We start from the raw sequence: 18,398 nt of genomic DNA, 5'->3' as shown, positions 1-18,398 counted from the left end.
GCAGCTTTTATAGTAAGGCAGGCTTACTGTGCGTAAAGTGTATATAAATAAGAGGAGAGTCAAAAACTATTTAACACACAGATAAAATCCTGCAATACCTATTTTTTTTAATGACAGATTAACAGTTTAGAATTCTGCAGTTTGGCGGGATCCCATACCATCCTCATTTTGAGGCCCGCTAGGCATATTAGTTATAGAAGAAGTCTTAACTCGAAATAGCCCACTTTGACTAGGCTTAATTTGTAGCCGTGCTTTTTGGTACTGAATACAAACTTCTTCCTGTACTTCTGTCGGCATCATTCCTACTGCGCCATAAACCTTAACATTGCCATCAGGTTTTTTATCAGCAGGGTAATTTTTAACTGCAGCAATGGCCTTTTTTAGATCAGAAATAAACTGGGTTTCAAAATTTTCTATTAAGGTATGAACGTGTGTTAAGCAAAAATGAAAACCGGCTGGATTTTGTAGCAGATTTAATTTCCATCCCGCTTTTTCTAATTCATCAGCAATTAAATGAGGATTTAAATTTTTGGAACGAAAGCCTAGTACCGACCATTTTGGATTACCGTAAATTGAAATATCATCTTTATTTAATTCATTCTTTCTATAAGCGTCTATTAATTGATCTTGGATACTTTGTCTTAATTCAATAATACGCTCAGCAATTTCTTTGAAGCGTTTTTTACTGTAATAAGATAAAACTGTATAAATTTCTGCTACCCGAGCACCGCTTACTGAACCATCTAAAATACCAGGCGTTGCATATAGGCCACCCGGCCAATTTAAAGCAGCATAGACTGATAAGGCAGGTGAACTTTTGCTAAACAAACAAATCGAAGTTCCTTTGGGGCAATATCCATATTTATGTAGATCAGCAGAAATAGAGGTGACGCCAGGTACTCTAAAGTCCATTGGTTCAGCGGATGTATCTAAGAAAGCAGTTAAGAAACCACCTAAGCAAGCGTCCACATGAAAGGGTATTTTTTTTCGCTCTGCTAATTTACCTAAATCTTTAATAGGGTCATTGATACCATTCATAAAGGAGGGGGCTGAACCCACAATAACCGCTGTGTTAGTGGAAATATAAGAGCTCATGGTTTTAGCATTTACAGCGCCTGTTTTTTTATCCACGGGCACAATTACTAAAGTAGCACCGGTTAAATTGGCTGCTTTTTTAAATGCTGCATGAGCTGTTTCTGGAACAACAATTTCTGGATGAGTAATACCATTGGCTCTAGCTTTAATTACATAGGCAGCCATTGCTTCAATTATACTGGTTGTACCGCCATGTGTGATTAAACCATAGCCTTCATCTGAGCCATGAAATAAATTCTGACACCAACTAATCACCTCGGCTTGCATTGCATTAATACGTGGCCACTTATCATGCATAGGATTAGTTAATGCTGTTTTTGCATAGACTTCTTTTAACAACTCAGTAAGTTCTTGTGAGTGAACAGCATATAAAGCGCCGGAGTCCTTACCATCCGCTCGTTCTACAATAAATTGTTTTTCTCTATCTTCTCTGTTTAGGGTTTTAAATTTAAAAGCGCATTTATCTATAGCAATATTAAATTCACTTAAGATAGCTTCTACAGGAACGCTGTCTGAAGGTATGTGATCTTGCAAATTCATGTCAGCACGTTGTTCTGTTAATTTTCTACGAGTAGATTCTAAATTTTTATTAAGCTCCTCATCTTTAAGTGCTTGTACTGGCGGTAAATGCTTGAGTACATCGTAAACAGCATCAATAATTTTTTGAGTCGATGTTTTATTGTTACGAGTGCGGAAAGCGCGCATCAGCCAAGGGTTATGATATTGATTATAAATAAAATATAAGGCTGCTATCCCTAAAGCTATTTGATGTGGCGGAATTCCTTCTAAGGCTCCGTCAAAAGATTCGGCGGTCGTTGTTAAAAGTTTTTCAATAAACTTAATCATAATTAAAAACATTCCATATACATTTGGCGCGTATATTAAACATTTTTAAAAAGAAATAAAGTTAATTTTAGAGCAATTATTTTTAGCTATAAATTATTTCCCGTGAGTAAAAAATGCTTCTAATACTATTGTAAAGAGAAATTAAATAACAATCTAGAACAATATTGTACATTTTATGGTGCTATTCGTTTGTTTAAGTTAATTTATTATCGGAAAGCTGTGAATTAATAAAAAGAAAGGAATCAATAATGAAAAAATATCTTTTGGGCTTAAGTGCTTTATTTTATACTTTTGCTTCAGTAGCTGATGCTCCTAATGAATGCGTTTTATTTTCTCCTTATCAGCAAATGTCAAGCAATATGAATGGGAACGAACCACAGGATTTAGTTAAAGTATCACAACAAACAGGTATTAGGAGTTTTAACTTAGCTTTTATAAAAGATAATGGCGTATGTGATCCAATTTGGAGTGGCAATAATTCAGTTGCATCAGGTTGGGGCCAGCAGTTAATGGCTAATATGCGCAAATCAGGTATTCAATATAATATTTCTTTTGGCGGAGCTGACCCGCGGGATTTATCTAATAAATGCTCCGTTTCCCAATTAATTTCTATCTATCAAAATATTATTAATATCTATCAGCCTAGTGGTTTGGATTTTGATATTGAAACCAGCTCAGTAAATGTTTCAAAAGTTATAACGGCGTTAAAGACTATCACTATTAATAATCCAAATCTAAAAATTAGTTTCACTTTACCAGTGATGCCTGGCGGACTAGGTTCTTTAGGAAAACAGGTGATTTCTGAAGCAACAAAAGCCAATTTAAATTATGTGGTTAATATTATGGTCATGGATTATGGTGCTGCTTACACTGGCGATATGGCAGTTTATGCTATGCAGGCAGCAACAAATACATTTAATTATTTAAAAACGATTTATCCGCAAAAATCAGCAGCAGAAATATGGCAAAGTATTGCTCTAACACCCATGATTGGTGTTAATGATATTCCCGGTGAATTATTTACTTTAGCTAATACAGATACACTTAATAGGTTTGCACAAGAGCACGGTATTGCTTGGCTGTCGATGTGGTCTTTAGGTCGCGATAGGCCTTGCAGCGATACAAAAGCCAATAGTAAATGTAGTGGGGCTAATGCACAAAGTAAAATATATGAATTTTCTCAGCACATGTTGTATTGTTCAAAAACGCCACCTACAAATGATTGTTTACCACCTACCAATATAAAATCTAAAGTAAGTTCTAATAAAAAGGCCATTACTTTAAGTTGGGATGCCCCGCAAAATTCTCAGCCGATAGTGAACTATCAAGTTAATAACTATAAAGATGTTTTTCTCTGGAAAGGAACTTCTTTAACATTTACCGACAACACATTACCTGGAAAAAATGGTACATATGGCTATGTATTATATTCTCAATGCGCTTCCGGGTTATCGAAAGGCATAAGATATTCAGTAATTATAAAATAAGTGAGTTAAGTGATTATAAAAAAAATTAGGGGGTTTCTTACCCCTAATTTTCATTTAATCATATATGGAGCAAATTACCGCAATTTTTAATATTCCTCAATTTTTCATAATAAGCAAGATTACTATTTTTAAGTGCAGTGATAAGAAGTACTAATAAAAGTAATTTTTAATATTTATTCAATTTAATTAAATATTAATTCATTAATTAAGCTAAAAACTGTATATTTATGTTGATTAATAAGTTTTGTGTGTTAAAATTTAGACCATATGATTAGCGTGAAATGCTTATGTTTAAATAGCTTTAGCTTATTTAGGTGAATGACTTAAGCGAAGATAAAATTATTATTTTGCTTGTTCGATTGCAAAAGCGTTTCGGTTAGAAGCTTATCGTTTCTATCTTTCTAAGAGGTAATTCATGTTACGCTTTTTAAGTGGCACTTTTCTTATCATTGGTGCGATTATTGGTGGTGGAATTCTTGCTATTCCGATTGTCTCTGCTAATTATGGATTTTTACCTACTTTGATTTTTATTCTTGTTTCCTGGTTAGTTATGACTAAAACAGGATTATATATTTTGGACTTAACGTTAAGCTGTCCTGAAAAATATAATTCTTATTATAGTATTGTCGGAAAATACTTGGGCAATAAGATGCAACTTATTACGGTTACTCTTTTTTTATGGCTACTTTATTTTTCCTTATCTTCTTATATTTCTGGTTGTACTTCGTTAATTATGAGTCATTTAACTTGGCCTCATCCTTTATTATCGCATTTTAATATTAGTCTCAGTTGCGTCATTATATTGGGTACCATCGTTATTATTAGCGCCAAAACTATTGTACGCCTCAATGTTGTGTTAGTTAGCTTTAAATTATGTCTATTAGGAATTGCTATTATTTTTGGTACTAGCTATGCAACAGGTTCTGTGTCTACAAAGATAGTCGGAGGTCCAACAGGCGCCTTCGCATTACTTATGGTTATTGTGAACTCATTTGGTTATCAATTTATTATTCCTAGTCTCGTTTCATATTATGGACGCGGTAATAGAAATTTATTTCAATGGATGTTAATTACAAGCACAACGCTTGTTTTAATTGTATATATCTCATGGCTTTACACTATCTACACTTTGATTCCTAGTGAAGGCGAACATGGTTTATTAAGTATTTATGCAAGCAATAATCAATTGCTAGCTTTTAATCAAAGTTTAAAATTTTATTTAAACTCAACAGTGATGTCGGAATTATTGTCAACATTTCAGGTTGTGGCTTTATTTGGATCATTTGTTTGTGTCTCATTAGGCGTATTTGATTTTCTAGTGGATGTAATGAAAGCCAAAAAACGTTTTTGGGTAGGTATCGCTACTTTTACTCCACCGTTAATTTTATCTTTATTTTCCCAAAATATGTATGTTTATGCTTTGTCTGTTTCTGGATATATCGCTGTAATATTAGAAATAGTTATACCTTATTTTGCAAAAAGGAAATACAACTATTTAAGCACTAAAAACTTAGTAGAAAATTAACCTACCTAGGTTTAAGCTCGCGCAGATCATCAAGGTTATTTAAGGATAGTAGGTATTTAGCCATTAAATAAATATTATTTTAATAAATTCAATTTTGTTGCTAATTCCTTGATTACGCTATGCTTCATCAAGGCTACTTTTGCTTCGTTCTTATTTTTAATATTAATTATAAATAAGCTATAAATTATATTAGCTGCACATTAATTAAGTGCTTAGGGTCCGCTTTATTATAAAAGGGATAATATAATGATTAAGAATGCCGATCATATTACTGTTGTAGTGAGTGATTTATCAAGTGCTATTAATCTCTTCAAAATATTAGGTTTTGTGCAAACTCATACAACCATCATTGAAAATGAACCGTTTGCAAAATATATGAATATTCCTAATGTAAAGGCTGATCATGTAACTTTAGTTTTATATTATGGTGATAAGGAAGCAAAACCCCATTTTGAAATTCAACTACTACATTTTTATAATCCAAAACCAAAAATGGATAGTAATATTCATCGGTTAGAAGTACGGATATAATCACTTGTGTTTTGCAGTAGATAATATTGAAAAATTAATTAAAAAATTACAACGCAATAATATCAAAATACTTAGCGATATATTAGATTTTAATGATAGAAAGCTCATTTACTTTGAGGGCCCAGATGGAATAATTCTAGAGCTTGCGGAATTGAAAAATAGCGATTCAAGTATACTTAAATAGTGTAAAATTTATCTTTGTCTTTGTTAATATTGACTTTCTTCCAATTTTTTTAATTATCCTCGCCTTGCCTAACTAATTAAAATAATAAAGTTATGTTAAAAATTAAAAGTCTCAAATGGTTAGCTATTTTAAGTGTTTTCAGTTTTATTCAGAATGCTTTTTGTGATGGTATTATTTCCTCCCCTTCTGCATTTTATTGGGGTGGTCAAGCTGGGTATGGGAATCAAAGTTTTAAAAATGGTGGCGCAGGCTCTAATCAATTCGATAGTTTTGTTATTACTCCAGTTCATGATAAATCTAATGATGGTCCTGCAGGGCGCTTAATGGTTGGATATGAATTCAATCTACTTCTAGCTATTGAGGCTGGAGTAGGGCTTTATAGTGATCTTATTTAACATATTACAACGGTTTTTCAATCCGGTAATCAAAGTCATGTGAAAATGAAAGGAAATACTTATTCGATAGATTTGCTAGGTAAGCTTTCTTATCAACCATTTGAGAAGGCAAGTATTTTTGCTAAGGCGGGAGCCGCTTATGTAAATACTGATTTTCACTTAAGCAATGGCGCACGATTTCACGAGCATTCCTATCGGCCAGTTGTCGCTGGTGGCATAGATATACTAGTAAATCCATACGTAACTTTTGAAGCTACTTATAGCCATATATTTTGGCAAGGTGATATTCATGACGCCCGCCATACGCCAGCGCTGGATGTATTTTGATTGGGCTTGTTATAAAAAGGTAATCTTAAAATACTGAAATTTAAGAGTAGTTGCTAAGAAAGCAGATGTAGTCTTGATTATGCTTCACTATATTAAGGCTATGTTTGCTTAGCAAATAAATTAGATGTGTTTAATTACCAGAGCTTATATAAAATTTGTTAGTTGGCTGTAAAAGGATTTTATTTCGCAGAATCAATCAAATAAAGAAAGTTATAGTGAAATTCTACAAGACTCTATAGAAAATATTGGGCAGAAAAGACATTGAATTTAAGTTGCTCAAGGTATTACTGTAAAGCATAACCATCCTTCATTTCGATCAAGTCACATTCGGTTTACTTTTGTTTTTTAAAATAAGTTCCATTGGCATAAACATTATGGCCAAAACCGCAATCGAAGTCAGCTCCTTCTTGATTAACTGTTAATTTACCTGGTTTGATAAAAGTAATAGTAATTGTACAAGGTCCATATTCTGAAGACGAATAAACGGCGGTATCTCCTTTAATATTAGCTACTCCAGATAGCTCACCTGTATTGGCCTGTAGTTCACCATTGGCCTCATAAGGATAAATTAGATTAAAGGAAATTTTAAGTTTTCCACTTCCTAGAGCCTGAACAGTCAATGTATTAGCGACATCTTGATGTGGGGCAGAAAGAGGCATAACAAATGTTCCATCGACTTCTTCTTTAGAGACGCTAGCTCGGTGGGGTTCAGTAAAACCTAAGACTGAATAGGTCGTTAGTAAGGTTAATAAAGTATTTTTTATAATCCAGTTATTCATAGGAATAAGAATGTTCTTTTCTATTAAGGTAGCATAAACGGATACAGGAAATCTAATAAATGAAGTTATTAAATACTTGGATCTTTTAGAAAAGATGCTAGCAAATTTCATAAAAAAACAATTAAATAAGTCGGTTCAGAAATCCAGATGGACAAAGGGGCATAGTTAGAGCAAGTAAAAAAGTACGGATGTTTAACAAATAACACCTTGATCTGACGCAGCGTAATTAAGCTTTATTCATAAGTATTTTTATTACTGTATTTAAGCTATATCAGAACACAAAAAATTAATTGTATTTTGTTGGAAATAAGTTTTTAATGCCTTGTTTTTTAAAAAGGAACTTCATAATGAAACCACAAAAAGATTTTACAGCTTTAAAGCAAGAAATTCAAAAAGCTCTAACGGACTTAGCAGCAAAATTGTCCCTCCAAGAACAGCAACTCATTAAAAACGATATGGCCAAGCCGCATATGCGACATCTTACAGATGATATAATTCGTCTTGCGAAATTATATGTTATACAACATGACAACAGTAAAGCTTTGTATCTTTTGCAAGTTGCTAAGTCTTCCCCTTTGAAAGACAAAAAATATCATCGCCTATTCGGTCATTCAACATGCGCTATGAAGATACAGGCGTATGAAGAGGAAATTAAAAGTAGCAAATCGCAAACTAAAACGAATGTGATAAACGTAACGTCATTACCCAAGCCGACCCCGTATCGCGCGCCTGCATCATCCGGCAATACATCTAATATGCTCAGACTAATGGCAGATGCAGCCTATATGCAGATGTTGTTAACTAATCAGGATAATTGTCCTCCTGACCAAACTCATTCAAGTGATAATATCTTATGTCATCCAGAAGGTCATCATCATGGGTATCATAGTCACCCAGATAATCATGTAAATAATGATCCTAATACCTTATTACCCTTCAATGTTTTCGAAACAAATACGCCTACTCATGGATACCATACTCACAATCCGACAGTTCCTGAGCCTTCTTCTCATCATCCTATATCTACATACGATCATGCTTACCAAAATGATATGAATTCTCAAGCGCACCATGCTGTGTACGATACAGGTTCATCTTACGGACATTCCTCGTTTTTTAATGACACGAGTGCGCATAATAATGCAAGTTACTCTCATAATGATACAAGTTCGTATAGCCATGATACGAGTTCGTACAACCATGATACTTCGAACTCATTTTCTTACTAAAACGAGCATAACTCTAAATGTAAAGAATTTATAATTCATAAGCTGTTTTTAAAGTTTAGCTAAATTGAAAGAAATGTCATTTCCATAGCAGATGGAAATGACATTTCTTTAGTAAACTTGAGAAATCAATTTAACTAGCGTAGAAACTGTGCTGTCTAAAGGTACTTAAAACAAATTACTAATGGTTAGATCTGAAAGTTTTTTTTGAAGAATTTAATAAGTTAATAAGGAATGAATATATTGGTATTTGATATCATAATAGTAGGTGCTTATATAGGTGCTAATAAAACTGTAATTGAATCTAATCGGTAAAATTTGAATGATAATTATCTATCATTTACCTGCATTTCCATTTTATCATTGGCTTATAATCAAACCTTATAATTTATTTAACGTTGAGTATTTTTATGTATAAGCAAATTATTCCAGCTACTGATTGGTATTATGTTGAATATCAGGACAAACAAGATAGTTTAGTGGTTTTTCCTCTTGCTGCATGGGCGCTCACAGAAGAGGATAATTATATTATTGGTTTAATATCTATTTCTCATTCTCAACAAGATGATAAAGAAAATAAAATGCCTAGACTAGTTTCTGTTCCTCCAACAGGCGGTGGTTTGTATAAACATAAGGATGAATTAAATGAAGCTGAATTAAAAGCGTTTGCAAGTCATAAAAATGGACAAAAGAAAAAAATCGGGTTTTTAAATAATATTTAACAAAGATTTATAGGTTAGTTACAAATCTTGACATACGTAATTGAAATTGCTTTAATTTCAGTCAAGAAAGTTTTAGGGTTCGGTACTCTTTAAGTCATCCTGACTGAACCTATAATTAAACTTTTGGTGATGGCTTTTATTGTATATACAATAGGAGCTATTACTATGCCTAAACAAGAAAATTTCCCTTTGATCTTAAGTCTAAAAGAAGGTGATGATTTATTTCAAAGTATAATGAATTATGCCTCCTATGCTGATTTAAAATCTGCCATTATCAGCGGGCTTGGCGCTTTATCTAATGTTATAATCAGTTATTATCATCGTGACACGCAACAGCATTTTAAAAAATTATTTCAAGATACTTATGAAATTGCATCTTTGACTGGCAATTTAACATTGGTCGATACGGGTCTATTCATACACATTCATGCAGCTTTAGGCGATGCTAATTTTCAGCTCTTTGGTGGTCATCTTATTAGTGCAGAAGCTAGCGCATCTACAGAAATTATAATTACCCCATTAAATTACACCGTCCTGCGAAAAAAACATCCTGATCTAGATATAAAAGTTATCTGTCCGTTTGTAACTATTTAGCAAGGGCTGCAAGTGAAAAAGACTACCTCAAGTAGATTAAAGAAATATAGCTTTGATGATCTGCAAGCTAATATGGGTCAAGTAATCAACAATTATAAGAAAAATGGCATTATTATTCTCAAAGATTATATTAATCAGATGGTGTTAACCCAATTATTAAATGAAATTGAAATCATTCAACATGATGCAGAATTAGATATTGCACAAAATTGGAATAATGAAATTATTTGTTTTTATTCAAAAGATCCATTAAAGCCAAATTTAGAGCTAAAAGAATATGTTACTGAACCTTATTTTCAATCATCCAACTGTACAGGACATATATTTTACGAAATCCTAAATAACAAAAGAGTAGTTAATCGAATTGGGCATGGTATGCATCTCATAGAAAAATATGCAACGATGCAGCGGATAGTTTATCGCCACCCTATGTTAGCGACAATATTACATGGAATAGGATTTAAACGACCAATTTGTCATTTAAGCGTTTATATTCCTAAGTATCCTCATGGTGCAGGCAGTGAAGTTAGACCACATCAGGAATCAACGTTTGCTTATACTGAGCCTACTTCAGTTGTTGTTTTATGGTTAGCACTAGAAGATGCTTGTATAGAAAATGCTTGTATGTATGGCATTATGGGTAGTAATAACTGGCCTTTAAAGTGGGTTTCACGTGTCAATCTCCGAGCTAAAACCAGACAATTTGAGCAACTTAATGATGTATATATACCGGATTTTGAAGCAGAAAATTATTATTATACCCCTCTAGAAGTTAAAGCAGGGGATGCATTATTATTCCATGGTAATTTTATTCATTGCAGTCCAGTGAATAATTCAAGTTATTCTCGCAAAGCCCTGTCTTTTCAATTTATTGAAACCTTAGATACTTATTACCCTGATAGCAATTGGTTACGGTCGCCCAATCATTTTTATTTATATTAAATCTAAGTCATAGGAAGATAAAATGGCAATGTATGATAGCAATGAATTTTTTAAAACCTATTTTGCAAATGCAAGTGAAAAATCCCTTCTTATTGAGCTAATGTATACTCGTTTCTTCCCAACTAAACAGGCTCTAGATATTTTAGATATAGGTTGTCACGATGGCGCATTAATAAAAAAAATAATTGCTGCCTATGAAGATAGAATACCACCACAAGTTACTTTAACTGGTGTAGAGCCAAGTTGTGACGCTGCCCTAAAGTATGAGAAAAATCACTTTAATATCCCCGTTCAAACTACTACCTTTATTGGTACTGCTGAGAATTATTTTAATCAAAATCCTAACGGAAAATATTTTGATTGGGTAATCGCTTCGCAATGTCTTTATTGGTCTTACGATCTACTTTATATAGTTAAGAAAATTGCTGATTGTGGAGAATCAGGTTTAATTGTATTTAGAGGACAACATGGAATTTATGAGATTCAATCGCGTTTTAAATTTTATATAGGAAATCAAAATGAACAATTTTATACTGCGGATAATATAGAGTCAGCGTTAATTAACCTAGCTATTCCATTTGAAAAGCAAGTTGAAGCTACCTCTATCCAATTGCCGCCTCAAGGTAGTATAAAGATGAAATGGTTAATTGCTTTTTTTCTACAACAAGATGAGAAGGATATAGACAATAAGATTTATCAGGAAGTTGAAGCTTGGATTTTAGAAAAGAATTCAGAAAAAATAATTCATGAAGTATGCTTTTTTTGGTTAGGAAAGGCGAGAATTAAGATGAATGATGAATCAGGATTTGTTGTAAAAGCTTTTTTGTAAATTACACCTGTCCTATTTTTGCAAGAGAAGATGTTTATCTTGCAAATTAAAAAGTTTATGTATATTTAGGAGTACTGGGTACTACAAGTAGAAGTAAGTATAAGGATTGACACTGGCATAGGTTTCCTGTATCTACAAACAAGTTTATAAAAATGAGACATGAATTATGCCAACTAATCATCAACACACCCGTGCTTTCCTTGAAAAATTTATATTAAACCATGAAGAAAATAGTCTAAAAGAGCGTCTAGATTCAAAACAAGTTAAGCAAATCCGACCAGCTGTTGGCAATGATCCTGCAGCATATGCTGCACGATGGGAAAATATTAATTTACCTGCAGAAACAAAATCTCTCCTCATGAGTAATAACGTTGAATACGATCTTGCTACTTACACAAAAAATATTGAAAATTTTTTAGGCTTTGTTAAGGTCCCAATTGGTCTTGCAGGACCTATTCGCATAAATGGATTATTTGCAAATGGTGATTACCTTATACCTCTTGCCACAACTGAAGCGGCTCTGGTTGCGTCCTATAACAGAGGCACAAAAATAATCAGTGACGCAGGTGGTTGCAGAGCTATCTTAATAAATGCCTTAGTCAACCGTTGTCCCGTTTTTGCTTTTGAAAATCTAACCCAAGTTGGACAGTTTTTAATTTGGATGAATGAAAATTACTCTAATATAAAAGCCAAGGCAGAACTAACCACACGCTTTGGAAAACTTGTTGATCTGAGATACACCATAGAGGGTAATCAAGTTTTTATGAGTTTTGATTATGAAACAGGCGATGCATCAGGCCAAAATATGGTGACCATTGCAACTCAAGCTGCATTTGATTACATTCGTGAAAACTCACCTGTGCAACCACAATACGCCTTTATTGAATCGAATATGTCAGGGGATAAGAAGGCGTCAGTGCAAGCATTTCAAAATGTACGCGGACGTAAAGTTGTGGTTGAGGTAACGATTCCTGAATCACTCTTGCAAAAGCAATTGCATATTACGGTAGATGAGATGGTTCGTTTCTTTACGATTACTTCTACAGGCGCTAAATTGTCAGGCACGATTGGGGCACAAGGCCACTACGCTAATGCTCTTGCTGCATTATATATTGCTTGTGGACAAGATGCAGCGTGTGTTTCTGAATCATCAATAGGTTTGACTCGTTTTGAAAAAACTAAAAATGGTGATTTATATGCCTCAGTCACTTTACCCAATATTATGGTTGGCACTGTTGGGGGCGGTACGCAACTGCCTACACAAAAGGCTTGCCTTGATATGATGGGGTTAAGTGGTGCAGGTAATGCTAACGCATTTGCAGAAGTGGCGGCGGCTTTGTGTCTAGCAGGGGAACTCTCAATTAGTGCTGCAATGGCAACAGATACTTTCACCAAGGCTCACCACAACTTGGCAAGAGTAGGCAACGTTGAGCGTAAGGACAATGAATATAAACAAAGTGAAGCTAAGGTATGATTGTTTTATTATACCTTAGCATTCTTTGTTGGACATTTCTTGAAGCAACATGTTGGTGGGTGGCTCCCGATATTAGTATCGGGATTGCTTTTATTTATTTCCCGCAGTATTGGCGGCGGTTTATAAGCATAGGTATATTAGGTTCACTCTTAGGCACACTTACGACTTTCTTTTGGGCAAGGGAGCTTCCTACAGATTGGCTTGCTTATGTTAAAACCATGCCTTTTCATACACCACACAATATTAATTTTGTAAATAAAACAATAAATGATCCCCTAACTATTATTATTGGCGCATGGAGTGGCATTCCCTATAAGTTATTTGTGGGTATTGGCGCCATAGGCGGTATAGCACTTACTAAATTCATTATAGTAGGCTTGTTATCTCGATTTATTCGTTTTAGTTTTGTGTTGGGAGTAACGAGTGTTATACGGCACTACACAAAATCTTTTAGTGCTCAATATCCGGCTAGAATGTCGTTAATACTCATGCTGATTTGGATTACAGCAATTGCCTTGTTTGATATAGGTATCAATCGTCTGTTGTAGTGAACAAAGTATCTGATTTAGGAAGTATAAAAATAAACCTTAGAAAAATCTAACGAGAAATAGGTCTATTAATTTTTAGCTAAAAAGTGTTGAAATCTGGTTTACTTATCTCTGCAGATAATATCTCATATTCTTTATTAAGTTGATTCATAAATTGTGTTCTATCACCTTGCCAATAAATAGAATCGCCTACTAAAACATCACATGCAAATGGCACTAATAAACGTTTACCTTTAGGAAGCGCTTTACCGAGTCCATACATAAAAACGGATGTAATAGGAACATGAGGATAACGTTCAGCTATAAATGAAATACCTTTTTTAAATTCAGACATTTTTTCTGGATCACCGCGCGTCCCTTCAGGAAATAAAATTAATATTTCATTGTTATCTAAAGCTTGATAGCACGGAATTAAAGGATTTTCTTTTTTAGTTTTTCTTTGCCTATTAATTGGAATAATGCCAATGATTTTTTTAGAAAACCAAGTAAAAAAACCGGTTCTCATAAAATAATCAGCAGCAGCTACGGGATGAATTTTATCCAGTAATTTTAATTTAAACAAACTAACTAGCATTAACGTATCTAAATGACTATTATGATTTGCCACAATAACTGCCGGACCCTCTTTGGGTAATTTTTCTCGGTTTCTAACTTTTGCTCCTATAAGGACAAATATAATAAATCTTACAAAGATTGCAAAAAATAAATAGCGTAAGCACTTAATAATAAAGTTCACCTATTTACTCCTTAAAAATATAATCGATACACTAAATGAAAGAATATAGGCGCTGCATAAGTTAGGCTATCTATTCTATCAAGAATACCACCATGACCGGGAATTAAACTGCCTGTGTCTTTAATGGATAGATCACGTTTAATGGCTGAAATAGTAATGTCCCCAACAAAACCAGCTGCGCTTATAATTAATCCGGAATAGATCGCAAGGTATAGGGTAAATGGCGTGAGCAATGGATACAATAGTATTGCACAACCAATAGTTATGATCATGCCGCCAATAAATCCTTCCCAGGTTTTTTTAGGGCTAATAGCTGGAATAATTTTATGTTTTCCAAATAGTTTTCCACAAGTATATTGGGCAACATCATTAAATTGGGTGAGAAATACTAAATAAAAAAGCAGTCCTGCGCCTGTGCTCGCTGTTTCAGGAATATTGGGTAGGGCTAACAAATAGGCCATATGGCTTAAAGCAAATACCGTAATCATTAATCCCCATTGAATTGTTCCGGCTGCTTTGAGAAAACCCTGCGGCTGCTGATTTATTAATAATCTAAAAGGAATAAACAAAAACATATAGACGGGAATAAAAATGATGAACATCCCATACCAACCAACTGCAGCTAAATAATATTGGATAGGGATTGCTAAATAGGCCCATAGAAGCACTTTTCTATCTACTTCGCGCGTTGGAATCATTGAAAAATATTCTTTTAAGGCCAGAAAACTAAGCATTCCAAGAAAAGCAAAGGAGATATTACGATGAATGGTCATGGCAAGGGTAAAAACACCTAACATGATCCACCAACTTTTGGTGCGCTGTATTAACTCTTGGTGATTGTTTTTGGGATAAGCTTTAGCTAAAACGCCAATAGTTGCTGACGCTGTGATGAGTAATCCCCATGCGGCCATAATCGCAACAATAATATGATTATTCATACTAACAGTCATGATTGCACCTCTATTAAAGCTTGATTAATACGATTCCTAATAGTCAGCACGAGCATACAGATCATGATGCCCAATATCATGTTTATAACCAAAGGAGCTTGAATGCCAAAACCAAATAACAGGCTTAACATGCCAAAAACAAAAGCGCGATCACTTTTACCCATAGGACCATCATAACGACGCTTTGCACCAATTTGAATAGCAATAACACCAGTCATTTCAGAAATAATAGCTAGTATCACAATACTGATGATAAGTAAAGGTGCAATACTTGGAACTAAGGCGAAAGGTAAATAAAGAAATGTATCAGATAATACGTCACCTAACTCATTGAGAAAGGTTCCTAATGCGCTTTGCATTTGATGTTCACGGGCCAACATACCATCTATTGCATTCAAAATCATGCGTAGTAACAATGCTAATGGAATTAACAACCACACCCCGTGGGCTTGGGGATAGAAGCTTATCAATAAACCGCAAAAAAATGATAATAATATCGCGGCAACCGTGACTTGATTTGGTGTTATATTTTGCCTAGCTAGCCAATTGGAAGCAGGTCTTAGCAGATTTTGAAATGCGGGTTTGAGATTATAAATACTAATCATAAATACATCCTACTAAATGCCTATCAGCGACATAAACTCTAAATCATCATTATCTTCTTTATGAACTAGATATCAAGAGGGCGCTTGCAATTTGTAACTAGCATAGCCTGTAAGTATTGTCAGCTGTAGAAAACATAATAGATAAAAAATATGGATAGCCTTTTGGAGAATGGCATCCTGATCAATTAAATACTGCCTCATAAAGACTATACTATTTAACTATCTTTTACGATTTTAAGACTTTTCTTTTATGTCTTACCCTTAAATATCTCATATTTTTTGTAATTTAAGTTTAAAAAAAGTATTAAGCTTTAATTTAGGCGATAAATGCAAGCATTAATAAGCATCTCTAGTCATAACTACTATAATTAATAAATGTAAAGAGGCATAGGATTAAGGTATGCATAATGTTTTATGCAATTATAAGAATTAACCAAGTCATTGATATTACTCAGTTTGAAGAATTAGTTGTTTCAAAAGCCATAACTTATTGTACAGGTATTAAATTTGTAAATTCTTTAAAACAGCTTAAGAAAGCCGCTTCGCAATTAATTCCCATAGCATCATCTACACATATTGCTTGTGCTACTGAAAATAAAAAATCCCCTCTAAATATTATCAGGTATACCGATGTTGACAACCTAATACGGGATATAGAGTTTGAGGAAATAAAGTATGGGGATAAATTAATTTTACCAATGGACGCTCCAGACGTAAAGGAGGAAATATATACAAGAGCTAATTGGGCCCTAAATAAAGGGGCATCAATATTTTTTGGTAAAAGTTCTAAGGATCATTTAGCCACGGCTTTTGATAAACTTGCTTTAACAGAATGTGTAGAAACAGATGAACTTTTTTGTTCAGGTGACATACTTTATGAAGATTTGCTCTATTATCATCAGCCACGTGTTTTTGACTGCGCTGATACATCTATAAAAATGTTAATAGATTATCATATCCGAAAGTGTGAGGAACTAAATTATGATATCTTGGCGAATTTACGAAAAGAACTAAAATTTAACTATGATAAACGGAAAATTAAATTATTTTCAGGAAAAAACTCGATAGAACTAGGAACGTATAGTGATTTCTTAAAAGATATTAATCTTAAAAAAGACGCTAATATGAAAAGGCTGATCAACGAAGTATCACCTGGCCACCTTGCTCATTATTTATATAATTTTGGCCCATTGATTGTTAGAACTAATAAAATTAGAGGGCATATGATGGTAGTCAAAGGGATAGTAAAAGATCAAGTTGTAATCGATGATCCGTGGGGTGGATCAAATATCTTTTTAAAATTTGATGATTTTAATAAAATCTGGGATGGTACAGTCATTTATTTTTCAGCTGGATACAATAAAAATATTGAAAAAAGAGTCGAGCAGCAAATTGACCCTTCCTTTTAGCGATATCCTCACTACAGTTTAACTATTTAAATCCTATCTTTGCGAAATCATAGATTATTTTGGTCTGTTAAGAGTAGCGTCCTTATGGAAAAACCGATTTTTTGCTTTAGCACGGTATTTATAAGTTCAATGTAAAATTAATCAACAATATGATGCTGATCAATATTAAAAGCAGGATTGCAAGCGATATAAAGTGTCATATTACCTTCCCAATAATATTTTTCACCAGCCTCAATTAAAACAATATCACCCGTATTTAATAAATATTCATTATTGTTAACTATAACCTTTCCTGTTCCATTTTGGATATAAACGATTTCTTTACATGCTTTATTCATTGCATACTTCTGGTCAGGGTAGCGCCCTGAAATATTTACTATCGCAAAATCAAGGTTCTTATCTAGGTTAGGATATTCCGTTACCACACAAACATTACTATTTTTCCGTTCGAATGATTGATTTTGATATGTTATTTTCATAATAACTCTTCTTAATACTCTTTTTTGTTTAGTTTATTAGGCTCAATTGCAAAAATTTACTATTAATTTAGTAGTTAATGAATAGTTTGGTTTCTTTTAGCTATGCAAGTAAAAAATATTTTTTTTGATTTTACAAATGAACTTTTTGCAAAGAGCCAATTATAATTTCCAGAGCCCTACATTTTAAATAATCAGCATATTTAAAATGAAAATATTATAACAACTTAAGTATAAACCTAGTTAGGGTTGTCTCATATGTTGTTAATTTCTGAAAATAAAATAAGCTGCGCCACACATGCAAAGACCTGCGTAAAGAAAATTAATGCCTAAGGGCTTATTCATATAAAAATAAGCAAACATTGCAAAGACGCAGATAGTAATAATTTCTTGAATTATTTTTAATTGACCAAGATTAAACTCAGTATAACCAATACGATTAGCAGGCACTTGTAATGTATATTCAAAAAAAGCCACTCCCCAACTTATTAAAATAGTAATATACAAAGGTTTGTTGTTTAAATTTTTTAGATGACCATACCAAGCAAAAGTCATAAAAATATTAGACCCAATTAATAATAGTATTGTTCTCATTATCTTTAATTTAAATCAGCAATAGGCGCATAAATTATTATACGATATCAAATTTGATTGAGGAATTGATTGATAATAAGAGTAATTATAAATTTATAATCCATACTAAATCAGCTAGTAAAAA

General features: G+C 33.3%; 21 protein-coding genes. 14 read left to right on the top strand and 7 right to left on the bottom strand.

Translation table 11 applies throughout. The annotated features are described in order from the left end of the window. Window positions 1-126: 126 nt before the first annotated feature. A complete protein-coding gene (locus tag DYH30_RS12850; RefSeq protein ID WP_115332037.1) occupies window positions 127-1,941 on the bottom strand; it encodes a pyridoxal phosphate-dependent decarboxylase family protein in 1,815 nt (604 codons plus the stop codon). A gap of 248 nt (window positions 1,942-2,189) precedes the next feature. Here DYH30_RS12850 and DYH30_RS12845 point away from each other — a divergent pair, with 248 nt between their 5' ends. The 6 genes from DYH30_RS12845 (at window position 2,190) to DYH30_RS12825 (ending at window position 6,390) form a co-directional block, all read left to right on the top strand. After that, window positions 2,190-3,428 (top strand): glycosyl hydrolase family 18 protein, encoded by a 1,239-nt coding sequence (locus DYH30_RS12845; RefSeq protein WP_115332036.1) that lies wholly within the window; start codon window positions 2,190-2,192, stop codon window positions 3,426-3,428. A 415-nt stretch (window positions 3,429-3,843) separates the two neighbouring features. Further along, the gene (locus DYH30_RS12840) at window positions 3,844-4,953 is read left to right on the top strand and encodes an aromatic amino acid transport family protein (RefSeq protein WP_115332035.1); all 1,110 of its coding nucleotides are present in this window, start codon (window positions 3,844-3,846) and stop codon (window positions 4,951-4,953) included. A gap of 246 nt (window positions 4,954-5,199) precedes the next feature. Beyond that, complete coding sequence (locus DYH30_RS18185; RefSeq protein WP_207385792.1) at window positions 5,200-5,484, top strand: VOC family protein; 285 nt, start codon at window positions 5,200-5,202, stop codon at window positions 5,482-5,484. Window positions 5,485-5,488: 4 nt separating this feature from the next. Beyond that, window positions 5,489-5,668 carry a VOC family protein gene (locus tag DYH30_RS18715; protein ID WP_207385791.1) on the top strand — a complete coding sequence of 60 codons (180 nt, stop codon included), beginning with the start codon at window positions 5,489-5,491 and terminating at the stop codon, window positions 5,666-5,668. Window positions 5,669-5,760: 92 nt separating this feature from the next. Continuing rightward, window positions 5,761-6,063 carry a hypothetical protein gene (locus DYH30_RS12830; RefSeq protein ID WP_115332034.1) on the top strand — a complete coding sequence of 101 codons (303 nt, stop codon included), beginning with the start codon at window positions 5,761-5,763 and terminating at the stop codon, window positions 6,061-6,063. A 45-nt stretch (window positions 6,064-6,108) separates the two neighbouring features. Further along, window positions 6,109-6,390, top strand: a complete 282-nt coding sequence (locus tag DYH30_RS12825) for a porin family protein (protein WP_115332033.1) — start codon at window positions 6,109-6,111, stop codon at window positions 6,388-6,390. Between the two features lie 332 nt (window positions 6,391-6,722). Here the strand turns inward: DYH30_RS12825 and DYH30_RS12820 are convergent, their stop codons facing one another. Beyond that, window positions 6,723-7,169, bottom strand: coding sequence for a hypothetical protein (locus DYH30_RS12820; RefSeq protein WP_242604744.1), 447 nt, complete (start codon window positions 7,167-7,169; stop codon window positions 6,723-6,725). A 347-nt stretch (window positions 7,170-7,516) separates the two neighbouring features. On the opposite strand from DYH30_RS12820, the gene DYH30_RS12815 reads away from it, so the two are divergent. From DYH30_RS12815 to DYH30_RS12785, 7 genes are all read left to right on the top strand, one after another. Further along, window positions 7,517-8,398 (top strand): hypothetical protein, encoded by an 882-nt coding sequence (locus DYH30_RS12815; RefSeq protein ID WP_115332032.1) that lies wholly within the window; start codon window positions 7,517-7,519, stop codon window positions 8,396-8,398. Between the two features lie 407 nt (window positions 8,399-8,805). After that, the gene (locus tag DYH30_RS12810; protein ID WP_176579741.1) at window positions 8,806-9,117 is read left to right on the top strand and encodes a methionyl-tRNA formyltransferase; all 312 of its coding nucleotides are present in this window, start codon (window positions 8,806-8,808) and stop codon (window positions 9,115-9,117) included. 165 nt (window positions 9,118-9,282) lie between these two features. After that, window positions 9,283-9,711, top strand: coding sequence for a PPC domain-containing DNA-binding protein (locus tag DYH30_RS12805; RefSeq protein WP_115332031.1), 429 nt, complete (start codon window positions 9,283-9,285; stop codon window positions 9,709-9,711). 12 nt (window positions 9,712-9,723) lie between these two features. Continuing rightward, window positions 9,724-10,653 carry a phytanoyl-CoA dioxygenase family protein gene (locus tag DYH30_RS12800; RefSeq protein WP_242604743.1) on the top strand — a complete coding sequence of 310 codons (930 nt, stop codon included), beginning with the start codon at window positions 9,724-9,726 and terminating at the stop codon, window positions 10,651-10,653. A 22-nt stretch (window positions 10,654-10,675) separates the two neighbouring features. Continuing rightward, the gene (locus tag DYH30_RS12795; protein ID WP_115332030.1) at window positions 10,676-11,482 is read left to right on the top strand and encodes a class I SAM-dependent methyltransferase; all 807 of its coding nucleotides are present in this window, start codon (window positions 10,676-10,678) and stop codon (window positions 11,480-11,482) included. Between the two features lie 166 nt (window positions 11,483-11,648). Then, entirely contained in the window at window positions 11,649-12,956 is a 1,308-nt protein-coding gene (locus tag DYH30_RS12790; RefSeq protein ID WP_115332029.1) for a hydroxymethylglutaryl-CoA reductase, read from the top strand. Beyond that, window positions 12,953-13,504: a hypothetical protein gene (locus DYH30_RS12785; protein ID WP_115332028.1), complete on the top strand. Its 552-nt coding sequence runs from the start codon at window positions 12,953-12,955 to the stop codon at window positions 13,502-13,504. Before DYH30_RS12790 ends, DYH30_RS12785 begins: the two co-directional genes overlap by 4 nt. A gap of 79 nt (window positions 13,505-13,583) precedes the next feature. On the opposite strand, the gene DYH30_RS12780 is transcribed toward DYH30_RS12785, so the two are convergent. Genes DYH30_RS12780 through DYH30_RS12770 form a run of 3 tightly spaced genes read right to left on the bottom strand, consistent with a single transcriptional unit; the run spans window position 13,584 to window position 15,795 of the window. Beyond that, complete coding sequence (locus DYH30_RS12780) at window positions 13,584-14,240, bottom strand: lysophospholipid acyltransferase family protein (protein WP_207385790.1); 657 nt, start codon at window positions 14,238-14,240, stop codon at window positions 13,584-13,586. 11 nt (window positions 14,241-14,251) lie between these two features. Further along, a complete protein-coding gene (locus DYH30_RS12775; RefSeq protein ID WP_207385789.1) occupies window positions 14,252-15,190 on the bottom strand; it encodes a phosphatidate cytidylyltransferase in 939 nt (312 codons plus the stop codon). After that, window positions 15,187-15,795 carry a CDP-alcohol phosphatidyltransferase family protein gene (locus DYH30_RS12770; protein ID WP_115332027.1) on the bottom strand — a complete coding sequence of 203 codons (609 nt, stop codon included), beginning with the start codon at window positions 15,793-15,795 and terminating at the stop codon, window positions 15,187-15,189. Before DYH30_RS12770 ends, DYH30_RS12775 begins: the two co-directional genes overlap by 4 nt. A gap of 407 nt (window positions 15,796-16,202) precedes the next feature. Here DYH30_RS12770 and DYH30_RS12765 point away from each other — a divergent pair, with 407 nt between their 5' ends. Further along, window positions 16,203-17,204 (top strand): cysteine peptidase family C39 domain-containing protein, encoded by a 1,002-nt coding sequence (locus DYH30_RS12765; protein WP_115332026.1) that lies wholly within the window; start codon window positions 16,203-16,205, stop codon window positions 17,202-17,204. Between the two features lie 137 nt (window positions 17,205-17,341). Here DYH30_RS12765 and DYH30_RS12760 read toward each other — a convergent pair whose 3' ends face one another. Both DYH30_RS12760 and DYH30_RS12755 read right to left on the bottom strand, forming a co-directional pair. Beyond that, complete coding sequence (locus DYH30_RS12760) at window positions 17,342-17,683, bottom strand: AraC family ligand binding domain-containing protein (RefSeq protein WP_115332025.1); 342 nt, start codon at window positions 17,681-17,683, stop codon at window positions 17,342-17,344. Window positions 17,684-17,944: 261 nt separating this feature from the next. Beyond that, a complete protein-coding gene (locus tag DYH30_RS12755) occupies window positions 17,945-18,274 on the bottom strand; it encodes a DMT family protein (RefSeq protein WP_115332024.1) in 330 nt (109 codons plus the stop codon). Between the last annotated feature and the right edge of the window lie 124 nt (window positions 18,275-18,398).

Source organism: Legionella busanensis, assembly GCF_900461525.1.
In the GTDB taxonomy this organism is placed as follows: domain Bacteria; phylum Pseudomonadota; class Gammaproteobacteria; order Legionellales; family Legionellaceae; genus Legionella_C; species Legionella_C busanensis.
The sequence above is the reverse complement of the archived record's forward strand: the minus strand, read 5'-3'. Positions and strand labels throughout refer to the sequence as shown.